Here is a 24,378-nt window from a genome sequence, read left to right as displayed (position 1 = left end):
AAAATACTTCTTTAAAATTAAATGGCAACAATTATTAATTTGGAATCTTGAACCACCATCTCTTCCAAACAATTTTCAAGCCACGAATAGCCATAATCCGAAAAGAATACACTAAAGTTATAGACTCTTTCTTGCCAGGTTTTAGATGGATGTACATCTAAAAATAAATTTTCAAGTCTTTCCAGCAATTCATTTTGTTTTATTTTTTCAGCATGAAGCAGACGCTTTTTCATTCTTTTAAAAGATTTCAATTGTCTTACTTCTTCTGCTTTCACCATATTTCCAAAGGATTTTTCAGTGGATTCTGCAGAAACTTTCAGCTGAGCAAAATTGTTGATTAAAAGCTCTTCTTTTTCTTCCAGTGATTTTAAAATAGGATTATCCTTTAAAATTTTATGATTGGTAATCACTGTGAAATTCTGGAAAAAATCTTCAATTTTAAGATCAAGCTTCTCAATTTTCCCTACTGTTTTTTCTTTTAGGAAAAGCATAGAGTTTCTTGGGATCAGGATTGGAAACGGAATATTAATTTTTGAAAAATAATCTTTCAGTTCCAGCCAGTACATAATTTCTGCATTTCCTCCAATATAGGCTAGATTGGGTAATACTTCCTCCTGATACACCGGACGCATTAAAGCATTCGGACTGAATCTTTCAGGATGATTTTCCAGTTCTGTGATGATCTCTTCTTCTGTAAACTGGATATTGGTATCTACAACAATATATTTCTGTCCGTTAAAATCAATTCTGTCTCTTGTTTCAGAAAGATAAAAAAGATTGATATCACGAGGATTCACCTGAACCTTTCCATATTTTTCTGTAAGGAAATCTACTTTATCTTTTGAAGCTTTTTGCAAACTGAAGTGAAGTAATTCATCCTTAAAAACATCTTTGATCTGTTCTTTAAGCTCTCTTGAATCTCCATCTAATATCAAAAGTCCAAACTCAGAAAAAAGACGATTGACCAATATTTTAATCGCTTGCGTTAAAGTATTTCCAACTTTATAAGCTTCTTTCAGCATTAAAATCAATTCAGTCCCAAAAATAGAATCCTTGAACTCTTTTTCAAACTCTGAAATAAAATAGGTGTCATTAATTTGAATTCTACCTACTGGACCACCTGATGTCTCATTAGTTTCGTAATAATTATTTTCGGTCTTGAAATGGTTAATTTCCACAAAATCGTGATCCTCGGATGCCATCCAATAAACCGGCACAAAGTTGAAATCAGGAAAATTTTCTTTCAGATAGGTACATGTTTTAATGGTCTGCAAAATTTTGTAGACAAAGAAAACAGGTCCTGAAAAAAGATTCAACTGATGCCCTGTTGTAATCGTAAATGTATTGACCTGCCTTAGATTTTCTATATTTTCCTTTTGCCTCGAAGAAAGGTCAAGATCTGCAAGCTGCCTCTCAAAGGTACTTGACAAAACATTTCTTTTACTTGGAGTGAAAGAATTTTGCTTTAAATGAATTTGTTTTTTAAAATTATCTAAAGAGAATGTATTTTCTTCAAAACCCTCAATTTTTTGATTCAAAAAATCTTTTACCAATTGAGGTATGCTTTCTATATCGTTAAATGATATTTTATTAATTGTTTTCAACTTGTATCGTTTTTAGTTGAACATATACCACACAATTCCAATATTCAATCTGAAATCATACACCGGATAATGTGGAAACGCATATGCTTTGTTATTAGAAATAAAGGTTCCCATTTGTTGACCCTCTATGAAAAAAAACATCTTTTTAACTTTCATATTGATATATAAATCAATAATTGGTTGCCCTCCGATTGAGAACGAATCTGCATTGGGAAGAATATATTCATTAAGGATCGGTGAATAGTCTCTTGAAGCAAATTTAGAGAAGTAATATACCTTAAGTCCTGCCTGAATTTCAGCTGCCTTTTTGAAAGCCTGCGTTTGGTAGAAGAAATTGGCTCTTCCAATAAAGCTTGGCAATGGTAACAAATTTTTATTAGTCATTACATTTTGAAAATGCAATCTTGTATTCAAATGAAATTTACCATAGCTGAATGTTGCATCTCCTCCAATCTGAGAGATATTCACTGAGCTTTCACTCTGCTTTGGTGTGGCTCCAAATCCTGGCTTTACATCGTTATCAAGGTAAGTATAATTATCGATTCTGAAGTAGTTGGCAAAGATTTGTGTCTTGAACCATTTCAGATTGACACTTCCTCCAATTTCCATCACAGATTGATTTTTTGCATTTTCAAGATAATAATTGAAATTGTTGTAAACTGAAGTATTTAATAAGTAGTTGAATGAGGGATAAGCACTTTGGAAATTCACTTTTGCATTAACAAAGTAATCTTTTATGGGTTCAAATTTCAGGTTGTTTGTTGTTTTAAGGAAACTCTTAAACTGGCTTCCGTTTGAAAATTCTAAAAATGAATTCAACTGAACTTTATCCCACAATTTTACCTGTAGATTCCCTACAGCTCCAATTCTGCTTTCCTTAAGCTCTTCAGGAAAAGGAATCCCGTTAAAGGAAACAACATCTCTTATCCCCAACTTAATGGTCTGGTAACGAACTCCGGCATCCAGCTTGAATTTTTCATTGTTAAAAACCAAGCTTACTGTATTGCTAAAGTTACTAGAATATTTTTTTGTAGTCAATGGAAAACCGTTGACTAATTCCGTAGGCAGGTCATACCAATAAGTTTCTAAGGCTCCCTGATTATAGTAATACTTATTTCCTTGGTGAGACATTGTATGTCTGATGCTAAAAGGAAATTTCTCTGCATTAAATGGAGTAAACTGGTGGCTCAAATAGTATCTTCTATAAGCATATTGTGAACTACTTGATGCTAAATTTACCTGAGCGTTCTGTCTATTTTTGTAATTACTATCTCCATCTTGAAACAAGTTATCTTCAGTAATACCACCACTTTCCTGATTATTTACATTTTGATGAAGGTAATGGGCGAAAAGTTCATAGTCACCACTTTTAGAAATATAATGTCCCGAGAATAAGGTATTGTTATTTGCTGATAATGAATTTCTATACAACCCCTGTGAACGAAGTCCCACGTATTCAAGTGCAAAGTTGAACCTTTTTCCAATATTTTGAGTGTAGGTAGATTGTAAAGCGGCTCCATTTCTCATAGCATTATGATAGATAAATGCTGCAGTAGGAGTTTTTACATCATAATACTTTACATCATTGGCTCCAAGAATCATATAAGATTTATTGGATGGTAACAAGGAAAGATTCTGTTCAGCATTTACTTCAAAAACCAATGGATTGAATCCTGCACCTATATTAGCAGGCTGTACTCTTCCAAAGTTATCGGTATTATTGTATTGTGAAAAGATAAGGGTTTTATCAAAAGTCATCACCGTATCAAAAACTTTCTTTTCTGAAAACTGGGTTTGAAATTGATAGTCGTTGATGGTAGGTTTAAAGATTTTTAAGGAATCTTTCTTACCTGAATCTATGACTATGGTATCTTCTGATGGCTTAGACTTATTTGGATCTGCTGTATTTACAACTTGTGCCTTGGCAGTAAAGCTAAAGAGAGTGATTATGAAAAGGATATACTTCATTATTCATTATTGTACAGCAAAAATAAGAAATAATAGTAAATAAAATAGGCTGTCTCGAAAGTGAGACAGCCTATTTAGTATTATGAATATTAAACTAACCGATTAAGGGTTTTGTGTAACATTTGGATTAGCTAAAATTTCAGCTTGAGGAATTTGGAAAGTAAACCTTAAATCTCCAGCCGGAATGTTTATTCTACCTGCAGCAAGATTATGGTTAGTTCCTGGGTAGTCTCTTAATAGACCTACTCCTAATCTCTTCATATCAGTCCAAGCATATCCTTCGCCCCATAACTCGATTCTCTTTTGTAGAATAATCTCATCAATTAATGCAGGACCTGCTGCTGTTACAGCATAAGCTGGGTTTCTCAATTGAGTAATTTCAGCTAAAACAGCTTTTGCTCCTGCCTCATTACCTGATTTCGCCAAACCTTCAGCCTCAATATAATACATTTCTGATGCTCTCATGTAAATGTAATCACCTCCTTGACCTATTGACTTATCAATAAATTTAATGTTAGCATATTTAGGTAAACTTACACCATCCACTCCATTATAAGGAGCTGCATTATTAGCAGACTGGAAAGCTTTTTTTCTATAGTCAGTCGCAGGCATTGCATCATACAATCTTCTATCAATCAACTTATTGAAAGCAACAGCATATCCGTTTGGATCAGTATTATCAAAGTGTCCAAAGAAACTTGCTACGAAAGAAGTTGTAGCTTCTGAGATAATTCCTCCCCAAATTGCATCTGGACTCGCTTGAAGATCATAGAAACCATCCAACCATTGTTCTTCTGTTGGCTGAGTAATACCTGTTCTAGCATCATGAGCCATTGTAGCAGCACCAGCATAATTCCCCATTTCTAGGTAAATCTCTGCAAGAAATGCCTTCGCTACACGAGAATCAACTTTCTCCTTGTTATCTCTAGTATATCCAACTAAATAAGGTAATGAATCTGTTAGATCCTTAACGATTTGCTTGTATACAGTATCTACATTAGAACGAGTTTTCCCAACTAAAGTAACTTCAGTATAAACAGGAATACAATCTGCATTTAAATGTCCTACATATGTTGGTCCAAAAACACGAGCCAACATGAAGTGCATATATCCTCTTAGGGCTAATGCCTGACCGTAGATTGCTTTGTTGTCAGAAGTAACCCCAGTCTTTTCAATCGAAGCAATTACAGTATTAACAGCTCTAATTTGCTGATAATACGTATTCCAAATCATTGTTGTTCTAACACTGGTTTGAATTCTTGCCGTATAGTTATAGAAATTATTGAACCAACTTCCTCTATTATTCAACATATCATTGGACATCATATCCATAGCAGAAAGTACCGCTTTATGTCCCCAAGCTTCGTGAGTAAGTTGTTCTGATAAACCCTGGGTATGTAGACTGGTATAAACACCATTCACAAGCCCTTGTAAAGCTGCTGGCGATGAATCAATTTGCCCCTGATTAATCGTTGATTTCAAATCAGTTTCCAAATAATCTTTGCTACACCCTGTTAATATGATAGTGGAACAAAATAGTATTCCGAATATTTTTTTCATTTTAATTAAAATTTAACTGTTAAACCAAAAGAGATTGTTCTTTGAGCTCCATATTTGTTCAGAGACGTACCATTCGTCGCCAACGGGCTACCTAAGTTTGTCAAACGTGGATCCATTCCTTTTCTTTTTGACCAAAGCGCCAGGTTAGTACCGAATACTCCAAAAGTAACTCCTGAAACTCCTTCTGGCAATAGATTCTTGCTAAGATCATAAGTGATGGAAGCATCCTCCAAACTTATATAATCAGATTTAATCAAGAATAGATCAGAAGCCCCCATGTTATTTTGTCTAGCTCTATCAACAGCTGGCATTGAAGCATTGGTATTGTTAGGTGTCCACGTATTATAGATATCCTTGTGGAAATTAGTAACATCACCTGATGATCTAGACTGTAGCATACCTGCATAAGTAGCATCATACATGTACCCTCCGAATTGGTATCCGAAATTCACAGAAAGGTTAATTCCTTTGTATCCTACTTTAGTTCCAAATCCTCCGTAATATTTAGGGTTAGCAGATTTATCTAGTGAATAAAAAGAAGCGGCAGCATAGTTCTCAGTCGTTGTTTGTCCTGTAACATTACCATTTGCATCTTTTGTATCCACATACCATATACCATTTCCATTAGCAGCATTTACTCCTGCAAATTTTCTCATATAGTAAGTATACGCTTCTTTACCTTCGTCAAATTTGAATAATCCTGAAACGAATGAACTTGGTAGGTAAGTAACTTTATTTTTATAGTAAGTACCGTTTCCAAAAACTGACCAGTTAAAGTCTTCCCCTTTGATGATATCAGCTGAAATGTTCAATTCAACCCCAGTGTTCTGCATATCTCCAACATTTCTTGATTGGAATTCTTTACCTGTAGATCCTTGTAGTGGGAAGTTAAATAGAAGATCCTTAACTTTTCTTTGGAAGTATTCAACATCAATATTAACTCTATTGAATAATTCTAGCTCAAACCCTGTGTTAAAGTTCTTAGAAGTTTCCCATTTGATATTATCATTTCCAACGTATACCTCTACAATAGAAGTATTACCACCTGCATCAGGGATATTCTCCCATTGAGATTGGTATGCTTTATAGTTTCTTGCGTATCCAAAATAACTTCTGTGGTTGATTGTTGCTGAAGCTGGATAGAACAAAGCATCATTCCCTTGCTCTCCGTAACTTGCTTTAAGTTTTAAACTTGTAATAGCTTTGTTACCTTTTAAGAAGTCTTCATTAGATACCATCCATGCACCTCCTAATCCGAAGAAGTTACCCCATCTGTTTTCAGGGCTGAATACTGAAGATCCATCTCTTCTGAAGCTGGCATTAACAAAATATTTATTGTCATAACCATAATTCACTCTAGATAAGAAACCTTCAACATTATAGTAGTCATTATATCCATTTAGATCCGAGAATCTTGAACCGTTACTTACGTTATTCAAACCAGGGATTACCAAGTTAGTTCTTGTTCCGGAAAGGTACTTTGCAGTATAATCATTGTTTTCATGACCAATCATGATATCAAGATTATGCTTCCCGAAGTTCTTTTTCCAAGACAATAACTGTTGGTTATTAAATGTTTGTTCGAATGAAGTGGAAGATCTCACCTGTCCATTATATCCATAATAGTCACCACCTAGAGGGTTACCGTAACCACTATAGTTACCATTTAAGATATCTACACCGAAGTTATAAGTAAAGTTGAATCCATCAAAGAAGTCCCAAGATAAACTAGCTCTACCATTAATATTATCTTCAATATTTCTAACTTGGTCTAACTGAGCCTTAGCATAAGCATTCAATCCAGCTCCATAAGGTCTCATTAAGCCCATACCATTAGGGTTACCTGTATGACCAAAATCGTACATTACATCCCCCTCTCTCGTATATTTTAAACTACCATCAGCATTTCTAGCCCAGATTGGATAGATAGGAGCAATATTTCTTCCCCATCCAATTAGGTTGGAATACTGAGAGTTTCCTGACTGAGAGTTTGGAGCAGTTTGGTCAGCTCTAGTATAGTTGAATGAAGTACTTAATTTTAATTTATCTGTAATCTGATAATCAACCTTTGAACGTCCTGTAAATCTCTTAAATCCTGAATTCAATAAGAAACCTTGATCATTTAGATATCCCATTGAGAAATAAGTGTTAAGTTTCTCAGATCCTGCCTGAAGACTTACGTTATATTCCTGTCTAGTGTTTGGCTTAAACATTTCTTTTTGCCAATCATCTTGATATAAAAGTTTAGCATTAGGGTTAAGCTTTCCTGTTACAGGGTCAATTAACTGTTCGCCAGGTACATTATAAGCATTATAACGTAGCCCCTCATCTCCATCAATAAGATCAGCAGCAGCAGCAGCAGATGCATCTGCATAGTTCATCCCCTGAGCCATATTGGTTATTCTAAGTCTCTCAAAATAAACCTGATAAAACTCTCCTGGATCCGTTATTAAATCATACTCTTTTACAGCTCTCGAGTTAACCCCGAATTTTGTATCAAAAGTAACATTCATTTTTCCTTTTTTCCCTTTCTTAGTTGTAATCATTACAACCCCGTTTGCTCCTCTACTACCGTACAATGCGTTAGCAGATGCATCCTTTAAGAAAGTGATACTTTCAATATCATTATTATTTAATGCACTGATATTCCCATTAAAAGGCATACCATCCACTACATAAAGAGGGTTATTTGAAGAAGATAAAGATCCTAGACCTCTAAATCTAACCTGTGGTGGATCCCCAGGTTGTCCTGAATTCGTAGTAATCTGTACCCCACCCACTTTACCGGATAGTGAAGTGATCATGTTACTCGATTGAACGTTGGCAAGTTCTTTTGCATCAATCTTTGCAACAGACCCAGCAATAGACTGCTTCTTTTGAGTTCCGAAAGCAACAACTACTACTTCATCAATCTCCTTTGTTTCAGAAATTGTATCATTAGTTTTTTTTTGTGCCAGCAACGTCTGTCCTCCCATAAAGAACAAAACTCCTGCAGATAGTACACGTAGTTTAACATTCATATTAACAAATTTTAATATATTTTAGAGGCAAATATGTTAATAAATATTAACACTAGCAAATTTTTCACCTACACATTCGGTAGTTTCATTCACAATCCGATAAGCCAAAAGCCCTATATATAGAAGAATTCACAATTTTCAATGATTTAAATTTAACAAAATTTAAAATCGTCTCGAAAAAACACTTATTTTAACACTTAATAATCAGTTAAAAAAAAATTATTTATAACAAATCTAAATTATAATAGTGCTAATTTTCAACGAACTAACTATATCCAAGTAAAATATCAACCCTATTCTCAAAATTACTTATCAATATATACCCAAATTTTAACAAGTCTCTTTTTCATAAACCTAAAAAGCCTCTTGAAACGCCAATTTTAGATACGATACCCATTCCCTTAAAAGGGAATAATGAAATTCAATATTATTTTAAAAACTTATCAAAGATCGCCCCTTATATAATAATAGGAAACAAAATAAATTTATCTAAAAAAGACTTAATAGCTTTTTTAAGCCACTAAAACCTAACGAGTAACGACTGAATAAGAAAGGTCATTTTTAGCAGAAATTATACACAAAAAAAGCCGTCCCAATGGGACGGCTTTTTATTATTTATCTGAATTATATTATTTCAGCTTTTTCTTAACAGCTACTTCTTCGTAAACTTCAAGAATATCTCCGGTTTCAATATCGTTATAACCTTTCAAGTTCAGACCACATTCGTAACCTTTAGTTACTTCTTTTACATCATCTTTGAAACGCTTCAAGCTTTCAAGCTCTCCGTCAAATTTAACAATACCATCTCTCAATACTCTTACTTTAGAGTTTCTAGCCACTTTTCCTGAAAGAACCATACATCCTGCAATTGTTCCGACTTTAGAGATTTTAAATACCTCTCTGATCTCGACATTACCGATTACTTGTTCTTTAATTTCAGGAGAAAGCATTCCCTCCATAGCTTCTTTCACTTCTTCGATAGCAGCATAGATTACAGAATAGTTTCTGATTTCAATTTCTTCTCTATCAGCAAGGTCTTTAGCGTTACCACCTGCTCTTACGTTAAATCCAATAATAATTGCATCTGAAGCAGCAGCTAGGTTAACATCAGATTCAGTAATTTGACCTACTCCTTTATGAAGAATATTTACATTAATTTCTGCAGTAGACAATCTTTGTAACTGGTCAGATAATGCTTCAACAGAACCATCCACGTCACCTTTCAAGATAATATTCAATTCTTTGAAATCACCTAAAGCAATTCTTCTACCTAATTCTTCAAGCGTAGTATGCTTCTTAGTTCTGATTGAAAGTTCTCTCTGAAGTTGCTCTCTCTTATTAGCAATAGTTTTAGCCTCACTCTCATCTTCATATACTTTAAACTTATCACCAGCTGTAGGAGCTCCGTCTAACCCTAAAATAGTTACAGGAATAGATGGACCTGCTTCTGTAAGGTTTCTTCCTCTTTCATCAAGCATTGCTTTTACCTTACCGTGGTTCTTACCAGCAACTACATAATCCCCTACTCTTAGAGTACCTGTTTGTACCAACATTGTAGCAACATATCCTCTTCCTTTATCTAGTGAAGCTTCAATAACAACTCCTTGAGCATTTCTATCAGGATTAGCTTTTAAATCAAGCATTTCTGCCTGAAGTAATACTTTCTCCAATAGAACATCCATATTGTTACCAAATTTCGCAGAAATTTCCTGCGCCTGAACATTTCCACCCCATTCTTCTACCAGGATATTCATCCCTGAAAGTTGCTGACGGATATTATCAGGATTTGCAGTTGGTCTATCTACTTTGTTTAAAGCAATAATCATTGGTACACCTGCAGCCTGTGCGTGGGAGATTGCTTCTCTAGTTTGTGGCATCACATCATCATCGGCAGCAATCACAATAATTGCAATATCCGTGATTTGAGCACCTCTGGCTCTCATCGCTGTAAACGCTTCGTGACCAGGAGTATCTAAGAAAGTAATTCTCTGTCCGTTTTCAAGCTTCACGTTGTAAGCACCAATATGCTGTGTAATTCCTCCAGATTCACCTGCAATTACATTTGTTTTTCTAACGTAGTCAAGCAATGACGTTTTACCGTGGTCAACGTGACCCATTACAGTTACAATTGGAGCTCTTGATACAAGATCCTCTTCATTATCGATTTCTTCTTCGCTATCACTTTCTTCAAGGTCAGCATCGGAGAATTCAATTTTATAACCAAATTCATCTGCTACTAATAACAAGGTATCAGCTTCTAATCTTTGGTTCATGGTAACCATTACCCCAAGTGAGAAACATGCAGAAATTACTTCTGTTGGTGAAACGTTCATTAAGCTCGCTAATTCACCTACTGTAATAAATTCTGTAACCTTTAGAGTTCTGTCTTGTGCTTCAAGCTCTTGCTGACGCTCATCTTGTTCTCTACGGTACGTTCTCTTATCTTTTCTGTGTTTTGCAGATTTAGATTTACCTCCTTTATTGGTAAGCTTTTCTAGTGTTTCCTTGATCTGGTTTTTAACTTGTTCGTCAGTTAATTCAACTGGCATAACTCTTTGACCAGGTCTGTTGTTTTGACCACCTTTCTTAAATCCACCACCTTGACCGCCTGGACGGTTTTGGTTATTGTTTCCGAAACGGTTTCCACCCTGACCACCTTGACCTTGTGGGCGATTTCCTTGCCCACCTTGTCCTGGTGGACGGTTTCCTTGGCCACCTTGACCACCATTGTTGTGTGGACGGTTTCCACCTTGACCACCTCCTTGGTTGTTATTTCCGGAATTTTGATTATTACCTTGGCCTTGTTGGTTATTATTAGGGCCTCCAGGTTTTTCAATTCTTTTTCTTTTCTTTTTTGCTCCAGAACCTGGTTTTGGTGCAAACTGAGTTAAGTCAATCTTTTCTCCGACAATCTTAGGACCGTCAAGTTTTTGATAAACTGTCTCTATTTTCTGTGGTTCCTGAGATTCAGGTGCAGCTTCCACTTTAGGAGCTTCAACTTTTTTCTCTTCAGCAACGACAGGTTTGGGAGTTTCTTTCACTGGTTCCACAGATTTTATTTCTTCTTTTTTCTCCTCTACTTTTGGTTTGTCTTTTTTTACAGGTCTATTTCTAGATTCTATTTGAGACAAATCAATTTTATCTAAAACTTTAAATTCTTGTTTTTCAGGGGCCGCCTTCACTTCCGGTTCTTCTTTCACTATTTCTTCTTTCTTTTCTTCAACCGGTTTCGCTACAGGAGCTACAGGAGCCACAGGAGCTGCAGGTGCCTCTTCAACTTCGGGCTTGGTAGGTTCTAGATCTATCTTACCTAAAATTTTAGTTTCTGGTTTGTTTGCTTTAGCTCTTATCACTTCAGGGGTTTTCTTCTCTTCAATTTCCAGTTTTTCTTCCGGAACTTTAGTGATCACCACCTCATGGGAAGCTTTTCTTTGTTCGCCATCTTTAGCAAACTCAGCTTCCAATGCAGAATATGCCGATTCTTCCAATTGAGCGTTAGGATTGCTTTCAACCACGAAACCTCTAGACTGTAAAAACTCTACTAATCTGGACATCGAAATGTTGAATTCCTTAACCGCTTTATTTAATCTAATTTTTGGCATCTATATTATTTACTGTTTTTTAATTTTTAAAATTAAAGTATTTCCTTTTTACTGTTTTATTAAGATTTATTTTACATCTTAATCTTCAAATTCTTCTCTTAGAATACGTTTAACATCCTCGATAGTTTCCTCTTCAAGGTCAACCATATTAAGAAGACTTTCAGTTTCTTTATCCAATACTGATTTTGCAGTTGTAAGTCCTACTTTCTTAAACTCATCCAAAATCCACTGCTCGATATCGTCATTAAATTCTCTCAATTCAACATCGTCATCCTCGCTGGACTCTCTGTATACATCAATTTCATATCCTGACAACCAAGAAGCCAGTCTAATATTTTGTCCTTGCTTTCCAATTACTTTAGAAATCTCTTCAACAGGAGTATATACTAGCGCATAATTTTGCTCCTCATTGATGTCAATTTTATTGACTGTAACATTTCCTAAAGCTCTCTTCACCAAAATTTCAGGGTTTTTAGACCACTGAATAACATCGATGTTTTCATTTCTCAACTCTCTTACAACCCCATGAATTCTGGATCCTTTCACTCCTACACAAGCTCCTACAGGATCAATTCTGTCATCATAAGCATCTACTGCGATCTTCGCCTTTTCTCCAGGAATTCTCACTACCTTTTTCAACATAATGGTTCCGTCCTGAATCTCAGGAATCTCCAGCTCTAATAACTTCTCAAGGAATTTAGGTGCAGTTCTGGAAATAATAATCTGTGGTTTTGAACCTTTAAAGTCTACTGTCTCAACAATAGCTCTGATATTCTCACCCTTTTTAAAGAAATCGGATGGGATCTGGTTTTCTTTTGGTAAAATAAATTCGTTTCCTTCATCATCCAACAAAATCACATGCTTGTGACGGATATGGTGGATTTCCCCAACAACAATTTCCCCAATTTTATCTCTAAATTGCTCATACAGCATTGCATTGTTATGCTCCTGAAGTTTTGTAGCCAAGATCTGCTTCAAGGTAAGAATATTTCTTCTTCCTAACTGAGCAACAGGAATTTCCATCGTAAAGTCTTCACCTACTTCGAATGTAGGATCAATTTTCTTTGCTTCAGAAATTTCAATTTCCAGGTCATCGTCTTCAGACATTTCGTCCTCAACAATAGTTTTATTTAAAAATATCTGAAAATCTCCTTTATCCGGGTTTACAATCACGTCAAAATGGTCATCTGAATCAAATCTTTTTCTCAAAAGTGTCTTCAGTGAATCCTCAATAATTGCCATAAGATCAATCTTACTGATCCCCTTTTCGTCTTTAAAATCACCAAAGGATTCAATCAACGCTATATTATCCATCTATTCTTTTTTCTTTTTAAAATTTAATTACTACTAATGCTTTTTTGATCTCAGAGTAAGGAATTTCTTTTTCCTCCTCCACATCTACTTTCCCTTTTCCGACTTCTTTCGGTTTGCGGTAACGTAAAACAAGTGTGATCTTATCTTCATCTGCCTTTGACAGCTCTCCTTCAATTTTAGAAGCATCTTCCAGCATCACTTCAATCTCTCTTCCTAAATTTTTTCTAAACTGTCTTGGAGTAGACAATGGCTCACTTAATCCTGCAGACATCACCTGAAGGCTAAAGTCATGTTCTTCACGATCCATATTGAATTCTACTGCACGGCTTGCATCCAGGCAATCCTGTAAAGAAACACCGTTATCACCATCTAAAATCACTGTAATGTCATCCCCTGCAGAGAACTTAAGATCAATAAGAAACAGATCTTCTCTGGTCTCAAGGAATTCATTTAATAATTCTTCAATTCTTTTTCTAAACTCCATAAATTTTTATCTTGATTTACCAGTACGAAAAAAGGCTTTCTTCCGAAGCCTTCCCATTTTTCCCGTAAATCCAATGCAAATATACGCCTTTTTTCTAAAAATGCAAAATTATCTTATTATCAAGTAAATAGCGTGTATTTCATTTACGATAAATTAAAAGAGCAAGTGAAAGTATTTTTATTATTTTTGCCTTTGAATTTAAAAAAACAAACATTTTGAATATAACGATTGTAGGAACAGGTTATGTAGGGTTAGTTACAGGAACTACTCTGGCAGAACTTGGCAATTCAGTATACTGTGTTGATATTGATGAAAAAAAAGTAGAAGGTATGAAAAACGGCGTTGTTCCCATCTATGAGCCGAACCTTGAAGAGATGTTCCTTAGAAACATCCAATCTGAAAGACTATTCTTTACCACCAACCTTAAAGAAGCCCTGGACAAAAGTGAGGTGATTTATTTAGCATTACCTACTCCTCCCGGAGAGGATGGATCTGCGGATTTGTCGTATGTGCTTCAGGTTTCCAATAATATAGGTGAGATGATGACCGAATATAAGGTCATTGTGAATAAAAGCACTGTACCCGTAGGAACTGCAGACAGGGTAAGAGAAGCGATATCCTCTAAAACAGACATCCCTTTTGATGTTGTTTCAAATCCCGAATTTTTAAGAGAAGGTTTTGCTGTTGAAGACTCTATGAATCCCTCAAGAGTAGTTGTTGGGGCTAGCTCTGAAAAAGCAAAAGATATCATGGCTAAAATTTATCAGCCATTTACCAATATAGGAATTCCTATTATTTTTATGGATGAGAAATCATCTGAGCTTACGAAATATGCCGCCAATTCATTCTTAGCTGTAAAAATTACCTTTATGAATGAAATTGCGAATTACTGTGAAAAAGTAGGGGCTGATGTAGACAAGGTAAGATTAGGAATGGGAAGTGATGACAGAATTGGGCACAGATTCCTATTTCCGGGAATTGGATACGGTGGAAGTTGTTTCCCTAAGGATGTAAAGGCACTTATTAAATCCGGAAAACAGGAAGATTTTAATTTCCAGATCCTTGAAGCTACAGAAAATGTAAATACTGCACAGAAAGTAATTCTTGTTGCAGAAATTGAAAAATACTTCGGAGGAGACATTAAAGGAAAGAAGATTGCCATGTGGGGACTTGCATTCAAAGCCAATACAGATGATATCAGAGAGGCTTCTTCTTTAGACAATATTGCCATCTTATTAGAGAAAGGCGCAGAAATTGTAGCATATGATGCTGTTGCAGAAAATAATGTAAAAAAACTTCTTGGTGATAAAATACAATATGCTAAAGGCATGTATGATGCACTGGAAGATGCAGACGCTTTATTTATATCTACTGAATGGCCCGAGTTTAAAAATCCTAATTTTGAACTCATCGCTAAGAAAATGAAAAATAAAGTAATTTTTGACGGAAGAAATATGTATCCGCTAGAAACTCTGGAACAAAATGGTTTTTATTATAAGAGTATAGGTAGAAAAACGATTTCCTAAATTATGCCAATTGTAAAAGATTTCAAGTTTTGGCTTATTGCTGGCTTAGGACTGATTTATTTTAGTTTGATATATTATTCCAAATGGGTTTCCTCAGATGGACTTTCAGTTACATACCAATCATACAATGTTTTGAATGGATTAGGGTTAGTCTGGAATTTAGGAGAAAGAACATATGTTTCAACATCTCCTCTTTTTACTATCGTCTCTATTCCCCTCACCTACATTTTTGATGTATTATTCAATGTATTTCATATTTCAGACAATAAGATATTTAACATTCCTATTATTATTAATATGATATTCTCAATAACATCAATTACAATGATATTGAGATATTTATATTTAAAAACCACAACAATTAAGCCTGAAAAAATCTTTATATTGCTATTTAGTTTTGGTTTATTATTAGCTTCAAAGTTTTATATTGATTTCAGTACCAGCGGCCTAGAAAATTCATTATCCTATTCGGTTATAGCATGGTTTACGATACTAAGCATGAATGAGGAGAACCCAAAATCGGTATTCCTACTTCCTATTGCTGTTGCTTTAGTTTTCCTTACCCGATATGATTTTTTTCTAATAGTTTGCCCCACGATACTGTATTATTTCTACAAGCATAAGTTCACAAAAGGATTTATGGCAATGTGCATTATAATATTGAGCTGGTTTGTATTTTCTTTTTTTTATTTTGGGAGCATATTCCCTAATAGCTTTTATCTTAAAACCAATAATTTTAATTTTTATCAATCTCTATTTTATTATAAGGAAAACTTATTCGAAAGTAAACCCATGTTTCTGCTAATAGCTTTGGGATTATACACTTCATATTTTACTAATAAAAAAATATTTCTCGGGATTATATTTTATTTAGCTTATATATTCCTGGTACGTGATTATATGTTTGGAAGACTGTTTACTATTTTAGTACCTATTTCCATCATCTCAATTATAGAATTTGCTTCAACAAAAGAAATCCTGGTTTATAAAAAAAACTTCATCAAAGTATCTGCACTTTCATTGATCTTATTTGCCATTATATTTTTCTTTCCTCCGGTAGTAAAGCTATATGCAGATAAATACGCAAAAGGAAGTTTTCTTTTAACAAACGAAAGGGAATATTATACAAGGAAGTTTTCAAATATAAACTTCATCTATAATAAACCAGTAAAAGAGATAACATCCATTAGCAACAGCGTACAAATGCTTCATACACCATTACTGCCTGAGAGTCAAAATACCTATTTCATAGATCCGGTTGGTTTGGCCAGCCCTTTTATAACTTATTATATAAAGAATTATGGAAGCAAAGGAGAAAGACCTGGGCATTATTTTGTAAATATTGATCATTTAAAACAAATAGGACTTTTTGAATCCGTACTTTTGAATAAAAATATATTACAGGATAAAGATACGGCAGAGCTATATGATGACGTTAATATCGTTTCGAAAGGAAGTATTTTTAGCATAGACAGACTAAAAACAATCATTAAATTACACACTCACAATTATAAAAGTACAAAAAATGAATAATGTAATCATTACAGGGGGAGCCGGATTTATCGGGTCTCATGTTGTAAGAGAATTTGTAAAAAACAATCCGGACATGACAATCATCAACCTTGATGCATTAACCTACGCCGGAAATCTTGAAAACCTGAAAGACATTGAAAATGAGCCTAATTATGTTTTCGAAAAAGCTGACATTACAAAACCTGAAGAATTAAGAAAGGTTTTTGAAAAATATAACCCGGACGCTGTTATTCATTTGGCAGCAGAAAGCCATGTTGACAGGAGCATTACAGATCCAATGGCTTTCATCAATACCAATGTAAACGGAACAGCCAACCTTCTTAATTTATGTAAGGAATTTTGGACATTAAATCCTAACCATACCCACGGAAGATTCCCGGATGAGAAAAGAACAAACTTATTCTATCATGTTTCTACGGATGAAGTATATGGAAGTCTAGGAGAAACTGGTTTTTTCCTTGAAACTACATCTTATGATCCACAATCTCCATATTCTGCATCTAAAGCAGCATCTGACCATTTGGTAAGAGCATATGGAAATACATATGGGATGCCATTCATTGTTTCAAACTGTTCAAACAATTATGGTCCCAATCACTTTCCGGAAAAATTAATTCCACTTTGTATTTCCAATATTATCAACGAAAGACCTTTACCTATCTATGGTGACGGAAAATATACGAGAGACTGGTTATTTGTAATTGATCACGCTAGAGCGATTCATCAAATCTTCAATGATGCAAAAACTGGTGAGACTTATAATATCGGAGGGTTCAATGAATGGCAGAATATCGATTTGGTAAAAGAACTTATCAAACAAATGGATGCTAAGCTTGGTAAACCTGAAGGGCATTCTGAAAAGCTAATCACTTTTGTAAAGGACAGACCGGGCCATGACAAGCGTTATGCTATTGACGCTACTAAACTAAATAAAGATTTAGGATGGAAACCATCAGTAACTTTTGAAGAGGGATTGGGAAAAACCATCGATTGGTATCTTGAAAACAAAGAATGGTTAGAGAATGTGACCAGTGGAGATTATCAGAAGTATTACGAAAACCAATACAACTAAAATAACATAATGAAGTATATTGTTTCATTGTTTTTTGTAGTATTCTCTTCATTAGCCGTGGCTCAGGAGTTTCCCCCTCCACCTCCGGCAATGTCAAATTTGTCTCAACAAAAGTTGATTGATGAATTTATAGAAGCCTCTCATTACAAAGAAGCATTGATCAATTATGCTAAAGAGTATCTCGAACTCAAAATGTTTGATTATAATGTAGATCCACCAAAGGAACTGCTTACAAATAAACAAGCCAATTCAATCATCAATAACTTTAATTTTGATGATTTTAAAATTTCATTATATAGTTCATTCTCTTTTATATCAGAAAAAAATCTAAAAGAGTTGATTAAGTTTCACAAAAGTATAGGAGGCAAATTATCAAGAGGCAACTCTGCCCTATTAATGACTCCCACCATTGATTTGAATATTAAAAATCAGATGGACTATGCAATAGAGAATATAAAATAATAAAAAGATGAAAGGAATAATATTAGCCGGAGGATCCGGAACAAGACTTTACCCTCTAACGATTGCCGTAAGCAAGCAGCTGATGCCTGTTTATGACAAACCTATGATTTACTATCCGCTTTCTACATTGCTTTTGGCTGGAATTAAGGATATCCTGATCATTACTACCCCACACGACCAAGCCGGATTCATCAAACTTTTGGGTGACGGATCTCAAATTGGCTGTAATATAGAATACATTGTACAGCCCAGCCCAGATGGTTTAGCACAAGCCTTTATCCTGGGTGATCAATTTATTGGCAATGATCCTGCAGCACTTGTTTTAGGAGATAACATCTTCTATGGTTCTGAAATGGGGAACTTACTAAAAAATAAAACCAATCCAAACGGAGGTGTAGTTTTCGCTTACCACGTGGCAGATCCAGAAAGATATGGTGTAGTAGAATTTGACGAGAATTTCAAAGCTGTTTCTATTGAGGAAAAACCTTTGAAACCTAAATCAAACTACGCGGTTCCAGGATTATATTTTTATGATAATGATGTTGTGGAGATTGCAAAAAACATACAACCATCGGCAAGAGGCGAGCTTGAAATCACTGACATTAACAATGTTTATCTAAAGAACGGAAAACTTGAAGTAGGCGTTTTAGACAGAGGAACTGCATGGCTGGATACCGGAACTTTTGATTCTCTTCATGACGCTTCTGAATTTGTGAGCGTGATTGAAAAAAGACAAGGTTTCAAAATTGGATGTATTGAAGAAATTGCTTTCAGAAATAAATTCATCAACGAGGAAAAACTATTAGAAACTGCCGCAAAGTATGGAAAAAGCGGCTATGGAGAATACCTGAAACAACTCGTAGGCAAATAACCGTACAATTTATAGATCTTACAAACTATTGGCTTTATGGCCAATAGTTTTTGTACATAACAACAAATATCAATATATTAGTTGTTATTTTTTAGTTTTATATGAATGTTTATTTACAAACTAAAAAATCCGGTAAGAATTAATTATTATAAATTTGCAAAAAACTTACACAGATGAATGAACCACAACAAAAGTGGACAGAAACGATTGAAGCAGATCATTCTTTATTTGATTTAAAACTCAAGGAGGTCTGGAGATATAAGGATCTTATTTACATGTTTGTAAAGAGAGATTTTATATCTAGTTTCAAGCAAACCATTTTAGGGCCGATTTGGTTTTTTATTAATCCTATCTTTACAACCATTACCTATCTGATTATTTTCGGAAAGTTTGCCAAACTATCTACAGATGGAGCTCCCGGTATCGTATTTTATCTTTCAGGAGTAACTTTGTGGAATTATTTCTCTGGTGCACTGCTTGGTACAACAGCTACATTTACTGGTAATGCCAATATCTTTGGTAAAGTATATTTCCCAAGATTAGTTACCCCACTTTCAATTGTGATCTCAAATCTGATGCGTTTAAGTGTTCAGTTCATCTTATTTTTTATTGTTTGGGCCTATTATTTCTTTAATAACGAAATTTCTCCAAACTGGTGGATTTTAGCTACCCCCCTGCTGTTAATTCTTATGGCCTTGTTTGCATTAGGAGTTGGGATGATATTTTCTGCTCTTACTACAAAATATAAAGATCTAAGTATGCTATTAGCATTCGGGATAACCTTATATATGTATGCTACTCCTGTTATTTATCCCGTATCTATGCTTCCGGGATATTTCAAAAAACTGGCAAAATTTAATCCATTAACAGGTATTTTTGAATGCTTCAAGTATGGCTGGTTGGGAGTAGGAGATTTTTCTCCTGTAATGCTGGTTGTAAGTACCATTATTATTCTAATCCTGCTTTTCATTGGAGTTGTTACCTTTAACAAAGTGGAGAAAACATTTATGGACACTGTATAGTTTGACATAAAACACTTGAATAAAAAATTTAAAACAGTAAAAACATGCTAGCTTTAAAAGCAGAAAACATATCAAAACAGTATCGTTTGGGTGAGGTTGGAACAGGAACCCTGTCTCATGACCTCAACAGGCTTTGGTATAAAGTAAGAGGCAAAGAAGATCCCTATTTAAAAATCGGTGAAGCCAATGACAGGGCTTCTAAGGGAAATTCCGATTATGTGTGGTCACTTCGGGATATTAATTTTGAAATAGAGCAAGGTGATGCAGTAGGAATTATAGGTAGAAATGGAGCTGGGAAATCAACATTACTAAAGCTTTTAAGTAAAGTAACTAAGCCTACAACAGGGAAAATATATACCAACGGAAGAATTGCCTCTCTTTTAGAGGTGGGAACAGGCTTTCATCCTGAAATGACAGGACGCGAAAATGTATTTCTAAATGGAGCCATTCTTGGAATGACCAGAAAGGAGATCAAGCGTAAATTTGATGAAATTGTAGATTTTTCAGGTGTTGAAAGATATATTGATACTCCTGTAAAAAGATACTCCTCTGGAATGTATGTCCGTCTTGCTTTTGCTGTTGCTGCCCATCTGGAATCTGAAATTCTTATTGTAGATGAAGTTCTTGCAGTAGGAGATGCTGATTTTCAGAAAAAATGCCTTGGTAAAATGGATGATGTTACCAAAGGACAAGGAAGAACTATTCTTTTTGTAAGTCATAACATGACCGCAATAAAAGAACTTTGCCAAAAAGGTATTCTCCTTAATCAAGGGGAACTGATTTACAATGGTGGCATTCAAAATACAATCATTGAATATCAGAAAAATTCTGAAAGACAAAGTAGCTACATTCATAATGGTTCTTTAGAAACAGCAATAGGAAATGAAAATATCCGAATTTTAGAGTTCTCTGCCACTCCGGCTCAAGGCGACTTCCTAGATATTGAATCCGGAGTAAAAATCCGTTTAAGATTTTATAATTATAAAGAAAATATTAATCTAGATACTACTTTTGAACTAAGAACCTATGAAGAGGCCGTTGTCTTCCATACAGGAGCCTTTATTGCAAAAAACAATAGTTCTCAAAGAAAAGAATATGAAGTAGAATTTGAAATACCAGCTCATTTACTCAATACAGGCAATTATTATTTCAAGCTCATGTTCGGGCAGGATCAGAAAATACCACTTTTTATTGCTAATGAAATTGTTGGTTTTGAGGTTGAGAATGTCAAATTAGGTGATAACATTAGTGTACTTCCTGGTATTATTAGACCTGAATTTGATTATAAAATAAGATAATTCTATAATTTTATTATCTTCATAATCGTTTAACAATATAACTACCCCATATTAAATATAATGTTGCTGGTTCTAAAATTTCATTGAAACCGATTTAATCTTTAGAACAACCCTAAATTTAACGATTTTTACAGCATAAAATATTGTTGAACACTTTTTTAAAATATGTTAATGGAAACAAGCAAACCAAATATTGTTATTTTTGATAAAATAGGTTCTTCAGAATTAGGCTATATCACAATAGCCGAGGCACAAAAGAACGTCCCTTTTGATATACAACGTGTTTACTGGACTTATTACACACCACAGGATGTGACCCGTGGGGGACACGCTCATAAAAAACTTCAACAGGTAATATTTGCTGTATCAGGAATAATAACCTTTAATACTGAAGATAAAGAAGGAAAAAAGGAAACTTTTGTTTTAGATCATCCTACCAAAGGATTATATATACCCGAATTAATTTGGAGAGATATTCAATTTTCTCATAATGCAGTTTTGCTTTGCCTGGCTTCAGAATTGTATGATGAAAAAGACTATTTCAGAGATTTTGAAGAATTTAAAAATTATTAAAATGATACATCCTTTAGCCGACGTACAGTCTCAAAATATAGGTGAGGGAACTTTAGTATGGCAATTCTGTGTCATTTTAAAAGGGGCAAAAATTGGAAATGGATGCAATATCAATTGTCAGGTGCTTATAGAAAATGATGTTACCATTGGAAATAATGTCACTATAAAACCTGGGGTTCAAATTTGGGACGGCGTTAATCTTGAAGACGACGTATTCATTGGACCTAATGTAACGTTTACCAATGATCTTTTCCCAAAATCTAAAAATAAGGATTTTAAACTGGAAAAAACATTAGTAAAAAAAGGAGCTTCTATTGGAGCCAATGCCACGATCCTTGCAGGAATTACCATTGGGGAAAATGCCCTCATAGGTGCAGGAAGTGTTGTAACTAAAGATATCCCGGAAAATGAAATATGGGTAGGAAACCCAGCTAAATTTTTAAAGAAAAATCAACATGATAAAATTTCTTGATTTACAAAAAGTAAACCTTAATTATCAACAAGAAATAGAAGAAGCCTTATTACAGACATTCAGATCCGGATGGTATCTTCAAGGGGAAAGAAATAAAGGTTTTGAAACCAATTTAGCCCAATATATAGGAACAAAACACGCCATTGGTGTAGCTAACGGACTAGATGCGCTGCGTCTTATTCTTCGTGCCTACATAGAACTCGGTGTAATGAAAGCTGGGGACGAAATCATTGTTCCTTCCAATACGTATATCGCATCTATATTAGCAGTTTCGGACAACGGTTTAGTACCGGTATTGGTAGAGCCAGAAATTAATACCTACAATATCGATATTTCTAAAATTGAAGAAAAAATTACTTCAAAAACAAAAGGTATTCTCATTGTTCATCTTCAGGGAAGAGTTGTTTTTTCCGATCAGCTTAAAGAAATTGCAGAAAAACATAGTTTAAAAATCATAGAAGATAATGCTCAGGCTATCGGAGCAGAATGGAATGATATAAAATCAGGAAATCTGGGAGATGCTGCCGGATTCAGCTTTTATCCCGGAAAAAATCTGGGTGCATTAGGTGATGGCGGCGCTGTAACTACCAACGATGATGATTTGGCAAAAACGATCAGAGCTTTGGCTAACTACGGATCTAACCAAAAATATGTAAACATTTATAAAGGCTTAAACTCTAGATTAGATGAGTTACAGGCAGCTGTTTTAGATGTTAAGCTTAAACATATTGACGAGGAGAACAATACAAGAAGAATCATAGCTAAAAGGTTTATTGAAGAAATCAAAAACCCTAATATCGTCCTTCCTGAAAATCCTGAAAATGAAGCGGAACATGTATGGCATGTCTTCGTTATCAGAACAGCAAAAAGAGATGAGCTTCAGGCTTACCTTACAGAACAAGGGATACAAACCATTATCCACTATCCTATTCCTCCTCACCAGCAAGAGGCATATAAGGAATGGAATGAACTTTCTTTCCCTATAAGTGAAAAAATTCATGCAGAAGTTTTAAGTCTTCCTATTTCCTCTGTTTTAGAAGAAGAAGAAATACAAATGATCATTAAAACGGTAAACAACTTTTAAATGGAACAACCATTAGTAACTATTGTCGTAGTTTCCTATAATCACTCCAGGTTTATAAAAGAAAATCTGGACAGTATAAAAAATCAAACTTATAAAAACATCCAATTAATTGTGGGTGATGATGCTTCTCCTGATCATTCGGTAGAGGTTTTTGAAGAGTGGTTAAAAGAAAACAATTACCCTGCAGAAAAAAACTTTCACACTCAAAATACAGGATTGCCTACAATGCTTAACGAGTGTGTTGAACTTACCAAGGGAAAATATATAAAGATTATTGCTGCTGATGATTTTCTACATCCGGAATCCATTGAAAAATCAGTCTCTGCCCTTGAGGGTCTGGGAAATGAATATGGAATGTCTTTTTCAGATACCTATGCTATAAATAATGACAGCCAGATCATTCAGGATATTGCAGATTATGATGCCATGGGAAAAAAAGATCCAAGGATCTTTGGGGATGAGCTATTAAAAGGGAATAGAATTGCTGCTTTAACTGTACTGGCAAAGACAGAGGTAATCAGAGAAACGGGTAAATATGACACTCAATTTATCATAGAAGATTATTACCGTTGGCTAAAAATCAGTGAAAAGTATTTAATTACCTATATCCCTGAAAAACTAGCGTATTATCGACTGCATGATGAAAATATTTCCAAATTAAAAGCAGAAAGAATTGAAAGAGAGGCCGCTTTGCTTCAGATGATGTTTGATAAAAAAGGAATTTCAAAAGGGAGTGTAAATAGCATTGCCCAAAAATATTATCTGGAAAGAAAAAAACTCCCGGAAGAATTTTTCACCGCATATCAAGCTTATCCATTTCACTTAAAAAGACTTATTTTTAGTATTCAAAATAACGTCCCTCCTTTCCTCTACAAAATAGCAAATAAAATGTTCTAATCTTTTCCACTAAGGA

The 24,378-nt window shown here is 34.6% G+C and carries 19 protein-coding genes; 11 read left to right on the top strand and 8 right to left on the bottom strand.

What is annotated here, in order from left to right:
- Positions 1 to 17: 17 nt before the first annotated feature.
- From bshC to rimP, 7 genes are all read right to left on the bottom strand, one after another.
- The gene (bshC, locus tag C1638_RS12660; protein ID WP_109621487.1) at positions 18 to 1,604 is read right to left on the bottom strand and encodes a bacillithiol biosynthesis cysteine-adding enzyme BshC; all 1,587 of its coding nucleotides are present in this window, start codon (positions 1,602 to 1,604) and stop codon (positions 18 to 20) included.
- A 12-nt stretch (positions 1,605 to 1,616) separates the two neighbouring features.
- A complete protein-coding gene (locus tag C1638_RS12655) occupies positions 1,617 to 3,572 on the bottom strand; it encodes a putative porin (protein ID WP_109621485.1) in 1,956 nt (651 codons plus the stop codon).
- A gap of 102 nt (positions 3,573 to 3,674) precedes the next feature.
- A complete protein-coding gene (locus C1638_RS12650) occupies positions 3,675 to 5,132 on the bottom strand; it encodes a RagB/SusD family nutrient uptake outer membrane protein (RefSeq protein WP_109621482.1) in 1,458 nt (485 codons plus the stop codon).
- Between the two features lie 5 nt (positions 5,133 to 5,137).
- Positions 5,138 to 8,152 carry a SusC/RagA family TonB-linked outer membrane protein gene (locus C1638_RS12645; protein ID WP_109621480.1) on the bottom strand — a complete coding sequence of 1,005 codons (3,015 nt, stop codon included), beginning with the start codon at positions 8,150 to 8,152 and terminating at the stop codon, positions 5,138 to 5,140.
- 629 nt (positions 8,153 to 8,781) lie between these two features.
- Positions 8,782 to 11,754: a translation initiation factor IF-2 gene (gene infB, locus C1638_RS12640; protein WP_109621478.1), complete on the bottom strand. Its 2,973-nt coding sequence runs from the start codon at positions 11,752 to 11,754 to the stop codon at positions 8,782 to 8,784.
- Positions 11,755 to 11,832: 78 nt separating this feature from the next.
- Positions 11,833 to 13,068: a transcription termination factor NusA gene (nusA, locus tag C1638_RS12635; RefSeq protein WP_109621476.1), complete on the bottom strand. Its 1,236-nt coding sequence runs from the start codon at positions 13,066 to 13,068 to the stop codon at positions 11,833 to 11,835.
- A gap of 16 nt (positions 13,069 to 13,084) precedes the next feature.
- Positions 13,085 to 13,552 carry a ribosome assembly cofactor RimP gene (gene rimP / locus C1638_RS12630; RefSeq protein ID WP_076353189.1) on the bottom strand — a complete coding sequence of 156 codons (468 nt, stop codon included), beginning with the start codon at positions 13,550 to 13,552 and terminating at the stop codon, positions 13,085 to 13,087.
- Between the two features lie 215 nt (positions 13,553 to 13,767).
- Here rimP and C1638_RS12625 point away from each other — a divergent pair, with 215 nt between their 5' ends.
- On the top strand, positions 13,768 to 15,078 hold the full coding sequence (locus C1638_RS12625; RefSeq protein WP_109621474.1) for a UDP-glucose dehydrogenase family protein: 1,311 nt from the start codon (positions 13,768 to 13,770) through the stop codon (positions 15,076 to 15,078).
- Positions 15,079 to 15,152: 74 nt separating this feature from the next.
- On the opposite strand, the gene C1638_RS22355 is transcribed toward C1638_RS12625, so the two are convergent.
- The gene (locus C1638_RS22355) at positions 15,153 to 15,299 is read right to left on the bottom strand and encodes a hypothetical protein (protein WP_165826532.1); all 147 of its coding nucleotides are present in this window, start codon (positions 15,297 to 15,299) and stop codon (positions 15,153 to 15,155) included.
- Positions 15,300 to 15,978: 679 nt separating this feature from the next.
- Between C1638_RS22355 and C1638_RS22180 the strand changes: the two genes are divergently transcribed.
- The 10 genes from C1638_RS22180 to C1638_RS12575 all read left to right on the top strand — a co-directional run bounded on the left by C1638_RS22180 (position 15,979) and on the right by C1638_RS12575 (position 24,362).
- Complete coding sequence (locus tag C1638_RS22180; protein ID WP_165826531.1) at positions 15,979 to 16,611, top strand: hypothetical protein; 633 nt, start codon at positions 15,979 to 15,981, stop codon at positions 16,609 to 16,611.
- The gene (gene rfbB, locus C1638_RS12615) at positions 16,604 to 17,683 is read left to right on the top strand and encodes a dTDP-glucose 4,6-dehydratase (RefSeq protein WP_109621470.1); all 1,080 of its coding nucleotides are present in this window, start codon (positions 16,604 to 16,606) and stop codon (positions 17,681 to 17,683) included. Before C1638_RS22180 ends, rfbB begins: the two co-directional genes overlap by 8 nt.
- A 9-nt stretch (positions 17,684 to 17,692) precedes the next feature.
- Positions 17,693 to 18,145, top strand: coding sequence for a hypothetical protein (locus C1638_RS12610; protein ID WP_109621468.1), 453 nt, complete (start codon positions 17,693 to 17,695; stop codon positions 18,143 to 18,145).
- 7 nt (positions 18,146 to 18,152) lie between these two features.
- Entirely contained in the window at positions 18,153 to 19,016 is an 864-nt protein-coding gene (gene rfbA, locus C1638_RS12605; RefSeq protein WP_109621466.1) for a glucose-1-phosphate thymidylyltransferase RfbA, read from the top strand.
- A 173-nt stretch (positions 19,017 to 19,189) separates the two neighbouring features.
- Positions 19,190 to 20,038, top strand: coding sequence for an ABC transporter permease (locus tag C1638_RS12600; RefSeq protein ID WP_109621464.1), 849 nt, complete (start codon positions 19,190 to 19,192; stop codon positions 20,036 to 20,038).
- Positions 20,039 to 20,082: 44 nt separating this feature from the next.
- A complete protein-coding gene (locus tag C1638_RS12595) occupies positions 20,083 to 21,336 on the top strand; it encodes an ABC transporter ATP-binding protein (RefSeq protein ID WP_109621462.1) in 1,254 nt (417 codons plus the stop codon).
- 171 nt (positions 21,337 to 21,507) lie between these two features.
- A complete protein-coding gene (locus tag C1638_RS12590; RefSeq protein WP_228428150.1) occupies positions 21,508 to 21,909 on the top strand; it encodes a sugar 3,4-ketoisomerase in 402 nt (133 codons plus the stop codon).
- Between the two features lies 1 nt (position 21,910).
- Positions 21,911 to 22,381: an acyltransferase gene (locus C1638_RS12585; RefSeq protein ID WP_185140429.1), complete on the top strand. Its 471-nt coding sequence runs from the start codon at positions 21,911 to 21,913 to the stop codon at positions 22,379 to 22,381.
- A complete protein-coding gene (locus C1638_RS12580; protein WP_109621459.1) occupies positions 22,365 to 23,465 on the top strand; it encodes a DegT/DnrJ/EryC1/StrS family aminotransferase in 1,101 nt (366 codons plus the stop codon). The genes C1638_RS12585 and C1638_RS12580 overlap by 17 nt, the downstream gene beginning before the upstream one ends.
- The gene (locus C1638_RS12575; RefSeq protein ID WP_109621457.1) at positions 23,466 to 24,362 is read left to right on the top strand and encodes a glycosyltransferase family 2 protein; all 897 of its coding nucleotides are present in this window, start codon (positions 23,466 to 23,468) and stop codon (positions 24,360 to 24,362) included.
- Positions 24,363 to 24,378: the final 16 nt, after the last annotated feature.

It is taken from the genome of Chryseobacterium oncorhynchi (assembly GCF_002899895.1).
Classification (GTDB): Bacteria; Bacteroidota; Bacteroidia; order Flavobacteriales; family Weeksellaceae; genus Chryseobacterium; species Chryseobacterium oncorhynchi.
The sequence above is the reverse complement of the archived record's forward strand: the minus strand, read 5'-3'. Positions and strand labels throughout refer to the sequence as shown.